We start from the raw sequence: 6123 nt of genomic DNA, 5'->3' as shown, positions 1-6123 counted from the left end.
GTTGAACAGGTTGAACAGGTTGAACAGGTTGAACAGGTTGAACAGGTTGAACAGGTTGAACAGGTTGAACAGGTTGAACAGGTTGAACAGGTTGATTGTTTATCACCTCTTCTTTTTTTCTAATCAAATCTATTTTATTTTTTCCAAAATAAATTAAAAAGGTAATAGTGCCAACAATACTGAGAAGAAATAGAATAATATCTATATTAGATGGTTGAGTAGTTCCATCGCCAGGAATAAAAATAGCTAGTAATACAAATAAAATAAAAATTGCTAAAATATGATGCAGAAATATTTGAAGCCTTGGAAAAGGTGTTTTTTCTTTCACTAGAAAATAGCTAGTAGGTCTGATGATATACCAGAGTATTGTCCAGCATAAAACGCACAAAATACCCATTAAAACATATGGAATATAAAGCATTTTCACCCACCCTTATTTAAAAATTTCTTATCAAAGTCAAGTTGCTTACATAGTATCCAAGATACTATTAACAATCTATATTTTTCTTAATTCTTAAGACCTTATAGAGGTAACTTTAGTCTAATTACTTCCTGTCTTTTTAAGTATTTCCATAGCTGCTTTAACCATTTCAGTAGTGTTTTTCATTTGATCTTGCAAGATATTACTTGTTTCATCATTTGTTTTATTATCAAGCTCTCTACCAAAATACTTCAATGCAAGCTCTTTCCTAATTTCAATAATTTGAGGGTCCTCGGTAGTAAAACTTGCAACAAAACTTGGAAAAGCTTCTAATTCCATCTTCGTCTGACGACATTGGTCAGCAATCTTTTGATATTTAACTGATTGCTTTAAAAAGTAAGTAATGAGAGTTACAGAAGTTAAGACTAATGTTCCCTTAAAAAACCAATAATCATATTCTTTTAGAGAAAAATATGTTTTGGTAACAGAAAAAAACCAAACTAGAATTATCGAAAACACTATTAAAAGTATGAAGACCATTCTAGAAATATCTGCTCTTTCCTGATTTTCATTTGCAGCCAACTCATAAATATCATGTGTATCTTTATTCTTGATCTTCTCTTTTAACTCATTTACATCTTTAATACTTGTATCTAAATACTCAATTTTTTTATTTATTTCTCTATTTGAATAATTAGCCCTTAATTCATTGAAAAATTTTTCTAATATATCAATAAGCTCCCCATAATATTTATCTATTTTATTCGAGTCATTGTTTACTGTAAGACTCTCAATGACATGTTCTAAATCACCTATATAAAAATTAATAATATTAAAATTTATTGATTCAAGGCTACCATCCTTTAGAAACTGTTCAAATAACGTATTTATATCTTTTTTAAAGCTTTCTAAAACATTCATTCTAGTTGAAGCAAAGCCAGCAAAATCAGGAGTATAATAATTATCAATTACAGTAAATAATTTATTAAAAGACTTATAAGCCTCATTGAACTTATTTGTTAATGTAGGATCACTCATCCCTCACCCCAAAAATTATTATAAAGTCTTGATGTGCAATAGTATCTAAGCTTTTCTAAACTTTCTACAATAAAAATTAGCCCAACAAAAAACCCCTAAGCCGTTAACTTAGGGGTTTTCGTAGAATCTAATAGATTCTGAATCTGGTCCCGAGGGTCGGACTCGAACCGACACGTCATCTCTGACAGCGGATTTTGAGTCCGCCGCGTCTACCAATTTCACCACCTCGGGAGAGGAAGTATGTTTGTGTTGCGTATATTAGCGCGTTTGTAAAACTTGTCAAACCCTAAGTGAATATTATCGTTCACTTTTAGATCACTTAAACATTTTTCATGATTTAAGCCAGAAGCACAGCCATAAAAAAGCGAAAAAGTTTATACTAGGCCCAATTTTTGCGGTTTTTTTTCTAAATATGCAACTGTCTGACTTTTCCTTTGAATTACCTGATGAACTTATTGCCCGTTATCCCCTTGAATCACGTAGTGCTTCACGGTTGTTGCACTTAGACTCAAAGGGTCAATATCACGATCACATGTTCACAGACATTATCGATCTGTTCGAAGAAGGTGATCTGCTAGTGCTCAATGACACTAAAGTCATGAAAGCACGACTTAAAGGAAAACGTTCTACAGGTGGTGCTATTGAGATTTTGGTTGAGCGCATGCTGAACCACACCACAGCGTATTGTCATATTAAATCGAGCAACTCGCCTAAAGCGGGTGCCGAGCTTTATGTCGGTGCAGATAATATTCCTGTGATTGTCCGTGGCCGTCACGAAAATTTATTTGTGGTTGAGTTTTCACAGCCAATCTTGCCCGTCCTTGAGCAATATGGTCAGTTACCTATTCCACCCTACTTTAACCGTGAAGCAGAAGAAATTGACACCGAACGTTATCAAACGGTTTTTCATAACCCAGAGAAAATTGCTAGTGTTGCAGCACCTACTGCAAGCTTGCATTTTGATGAAACACTTTTAGAAAAATTAGAACAAAAAAATGTTCAAAAAACTTTTGTGACTTTACACGTCGGTGCTGGCACATTTATGCCTGTTCGTACCGATGACATTACCAACCACATCATGCACAGTGAATGGTGTGATGTACCTCAAGAAACCATTGATTTAATTTTGGCGACTAAAGCACGTGGCAATAAAGTGATTGCCGTTGGTACAACTGCAACACGTGCTTTGGAAAGTGCAGCTCAAGCCCATAGCGGTAAAATTGCGGCTTGGACTGGCGACACACAAATCTTTATCTATCCGGGCTATAAGTTCTGCATCGTAGACCGTTTAATTACCAACTTCCATTTACCAGAATCTACCCTACTCATGTTGGTGTCAGCGCTTTCAAATCGAGATAACATTTTGGCTGCCTATGAACATGCAGTTAAAAGCCGCTATCGTTTCTTTAGTTATGGCGATGCAATGTTGGTTGATAAATTAGACGTTTAAATACTAAGGCTGGGTTAAACCTTATAAGTTAATTCGAGGTTTAATCCAACCCAAGTACTTACAATAAAAAATAATGAATTTAGCTGTGTGAGTTGCAGAAATTTAGCGATGAAATCAGGCATTAATTTTTTAAAGAAAAATTCTCAATTTAGAAAAATTTAGTATTTATCTCTTTCAATTTAAAAGATAATCTAAAAATAGCTCTTTATGATAATGAACTTATTACTTCCGTGCCAATCGATACTGTACAAGAAGCCCTTCATATAAGGCGTAAAAAAAATACACAGGTTTTTCGTAATATCGCTCGACTTTGGGATGCTGGGCAAAAATCTCATTCAGCACAAGATCTTTTAGATGCTTTACATCCATGGCGTGAAGATCACAACCTTCGCTTTTTTAATGTGCTCCCCTATTTACTCGCCATTTGTAGCATCACAATATTAGGTTTTGGTTATTTTCTTCATCCACATATTCAATATATTTGGAGCTTTTTAGGCGCCTTTTTAACAGGGTTTCTAGCGTATTTGCTCTATCAATCTCAAGAACCTTTAACGCAAGTTATCCATTATCTAGAACAGCGTATGGTTGTTTTACGTTACGGTTTACAGTTTCAGCAGTTACCCGCTTATCTTCCCATGCATGCTCAGCCAGTTTTAGTTCTGAGTAAATTAAAACAATATTTCCCACTGTTTAACCGAGGGACTGAGTCTAACGAAATTACTCAGTTTGCTTCGGCTACATGGAACGATGGTGTAACCGATCATCAAGTCTTGCTGTTTCAATATCATTACGTTAATGAAATCCCTATTATTCAAGACCAAAATAGCGATAAAAAAATTATAAAAGAAATTCATAAAGATTTATGGGGCGCTTTTATATTTCAAACACCAGCTTTGGGTATTGCTGTTAGCAATCAACGTTCTCGGTTTTTTACTCCCTACAGCAGTAAATGGCAAAGTAGCGATATTTTAATTAACCAAGAACTTAATATTTTTGGGGTTAATCAACACCAGTTAGCCAAAGAAGTCAGTCCGAGCCTAACTTTAAAATTAAATGATTTTTTTCAGCACTTTAAAGGTGATTTAATTTATCATCACGAAGAACAAATTTTGTGTTATCTGGGTGAGCAAAATCTTTTTCAGACCACCAGTAAGCAAAGTGAAATTCATGATGTTTCAGCATTGCGTGGGCACTTGCGTACCATGACCATGCCGCAATATGAAAAATTTCAGCAATTAATGTTGAACTTAATTAAATAAATCTCTCGTATGACTTGATTGCCGTCTCATTAAAAAATGAGAAGTCAAAAGTACACTGAGGGAATAACAATAAGGAATTGACCATGACTGGTTTATTTATTTTCCTGGGGATTTTTGTTGTACTGATCGTCTGGGGCGTTCACATCCGTAATACCATCGTACGTTATTTTAATGCGACCAAACGTGCTTGGTCTGAGGTTGCTAATTTCGAACGTCAAAAGGTAAAGACTTTAGAAGCGCTTGAAACAACACTGAATCAATATACTCATTTTGAAAAATCGACATTAGAAAAAGTCACCGAACTACGTCAGCAAATTCTTAATTTAAATGTGAATAACACTGATATTTCTCAGCTCCAACAAATCGAAAAAATGAGCAAAGAACTAATTCGCAGCTTAAATATTGTTGTTGAAAACTACCCCGAGCTTAAAGCCGATTCACTCTATAGTAAGATGATGGACGACATTCAGGAACAAAACGAAAATGTAGGTGCTGCGATTAGTATCTTTAACCGTAATGTCGAGCTGTTCAACAACCAGATTGAAGTATTCCCTAACAATCTCATCAATACATTAACTTTATCCAAGAAAGCGATTCGTCCCTTTAAGGATAATCTTGTTAATGAAAATTTTGACTATAAACCTAATTTTTAATAGGAAAAAAATAGGGCCTAACCTGTCGGAAATTTTATCTATTTTATAACCAGCTACATTTAGTAGTAGAACTACATCGCAGAATCAAGGAAAATAGCTCTCTTTTTAGCAGCGAACTGTTTCTTCGCCTCTGCTCGTGTTCAGGATTTTTAGATGAAGTTTGAAAAATTAGGTCAGTCGGGGCGCGCCCGTCGTGGTCGTTTAACTTTAGAGCATGGTGTTGTTGAAACACCTGTTTTTATGCCAGTGGGGACTTACGGCACAGTCAAAGGTATGTTACCGCGTGATATCGAAGACATTCAGGCACAAATTATTTTAGGAAATACCTTCCATTTATATTTGCGTCCGGGTCTTGAAGTGATTAAAGAACACGGCGGTTTGCATAACTTTATTAAATGGGATAAGCCAATTTTGACTGACTCTGGCGGTTTCCAGGTTTTTAGTCTTGGCGCAATGCGCAAAATCAAAGAGGAAGGTGTTACTTTCCGCTCACCGATTGATGGTTCAAAAGTATTTTTATCACCTGAAATTTCTATGGAAATTCAGCAGGTTTTGAACTCTGACATTGTCATGATTTTTGATGAATGTACACCTTATCCTGCAACGCATGAAGAAGCACAAAAATCATTGCAGCTTTCTTTACGCTGGGCAAAACGTTGTAAAACCCATCATCATGATGAGCTCAAAAATAAGAACGCATTATTTGGCATTATTCAAGGCGGTATGTATGAAGACTTACGTGATGAGTCTTTAAATGGTCTTCTTGAAATCGGATTTGACGGTTATGCGATTGGCGGTTTATCTGTAGGTGAACCTAAAGATGAGATGATCAAAGTTTTAGATTATCTACCAAGCAAAATGCCACAAGATAAACCGCGTTACTTGATGGGCGTTGGTAAACCGGAAGATATCGTTGAAGCTGTGCGCCGCGGTGTCGATATGTTCGACTGTGTAATGCCAACCCGTAATGCGCGAAACGGTCATTATTTTGTCACTGATGGTCTGGTACGTATTCGTAATAGTAAATATCGTCATGACCAGAGTCCGCTCGATCCACATTGCGATTGCTACACTTGTAAGAACTTTACCCGTGCTTATCTATTCCATCTTGAAAAATGTGGAGAGATGTTAGCGTCTATGCTCGGTACCATTCATAACTTACGTTATTACCAACGTTTAACTGAAGGTATGCGTGATGCATTAGAGAATGGCACATTTGATGAATTTGTTCAGGACTTTTATGCCCGCCGTGGTTTAGAAGTTCCACCATGTCCGGTTGATGAATAAGCCCGATTTGCGCTC

At 36.0% G+C, this 6123-nt stretch carries 5 protein-coding genes and 1 tRNA gene; 4 read left to right on the top strand and 2 right to left on the bottom strand.

Features of this window, described 5'->3' with window-relative positions:
- Positions 1 to 541 precede the first annotated feature (541 nt).
- A complete protein-coding gene (locus F886_RS18395; protein ID WP_005309555.1) occupies positions 542 to 1459 on the bottom strand; it encodes a hypothetical protein in 918 nt (305 codons plus the stop codon).
- 144 nt (positions 1460 to 1603) lie between these two features.
- Positions 1604 to 1690: transfer RNA gene (locus F886_RS18390), tRNA-Leu, on the bottom strand.
- Between the two features lie 181 nt (positions 1691 to 1871).
- Between F886_RS18390 and queA the strand changes: the two genes are divergently transcribed.
- The 4 genes from queA to tgt all read left to right on the top strand — a co-directional run bounded on the left by queA (position 1872) and on the right by tgt (position 6108).
- Entirely contained in the window at positions 1872 to 2909 is a 1038-nt protein-coding gene (queA, locus tag F886_RS18385) for a tRNA preQ1(34) S-adenosylmethionine ribosyltransferase-isomerase QueA (RefSeq protein WP_005309552.1), read from the top strand.
- A gap of 230 nt (positions 2910 to 3139) precedes the next feature.
- Positions 3140 to 4168, top strand: coding sequence for a hypothetical protein (locus F886_RS18380; protein WP_005309549.1), 1029 nt, complete (start codon positions 3140 to 3142; stop codon positions 4166 to 4168).
- An 83-nt stretch (positions 4169 to 4251) separates the two neighbouring features.
- Positions 4252 to 4821, top strand: a complete 570-nt coding sequence (locus tag F886_RS18375; RefSeq protein WP_005309546.1) for a LemA family protein — start codon at positions 4252 to 4254, stop codon at positions 4819 to 4821.
- 153 nt (positions 4822 to 4974) lie between these two features.
- Positions 4975 to 6108 carry a tRNA guanosine(34) transglycosylase Tgt gene (tgt, locus tag F886_RS18370; RefSeq protein ID WP_004638765.1) on the top strand — a complete coding sequence of 378 codons (1134 nt, stop codon included), beginning with the start codon at positions 4975 to 4977 and terminating at the stop codon, positions 6106 to 6108.
- Positions 6109 to 6123: the final 15 nt, after the last annotated feature.

The organism is Acinetobacter sp. NIPH 542 (genome assembly GCF_000369825.1).
GTDB classification, from domain to species: Bacteria; Pseudomonadota; Gammaproteobacteria; order Pseudomonadales; family Moraxellaceae; genus Acinetobacter; species Acinetobacter oleivorans.
The sequence above is the reverse complement of the archived record's forward strand: the minus strand, read 5'-3'. Positions and strand labels throughout refer to the sequence as shown.

Bases quoted from the DNA above. Each gene is read 5' to 3' on its own strand.
- F886_RS18395 (WP_005309555.1), bottom strand. From the start codon at position 1,459: ATGAGTGATCCTACATTAACAAATAAGTTCAATGAGGCTTATAAGTCT.
- F886_RS18375 (WP_005309546.1), top strand. From the start codon at position 4,252: ATGACTGGTTTATTTATTTTCCTGGGGATTTTTGTTGTACTGATCGTC.
- queA (WP_005309552.1), top strand. From the start codon at position 1,872: ATGCAACTGTCTGACTTTTCCTTTGAATTACCTGATGAACTTATTGCC.
- tgt (WP_004638765.1), top strand. From the start codon at position 4,975: ATGAAGTTTGAAAAATTAGGTCAGTCGGGGCGCGCCCGTCGTGGTCGT.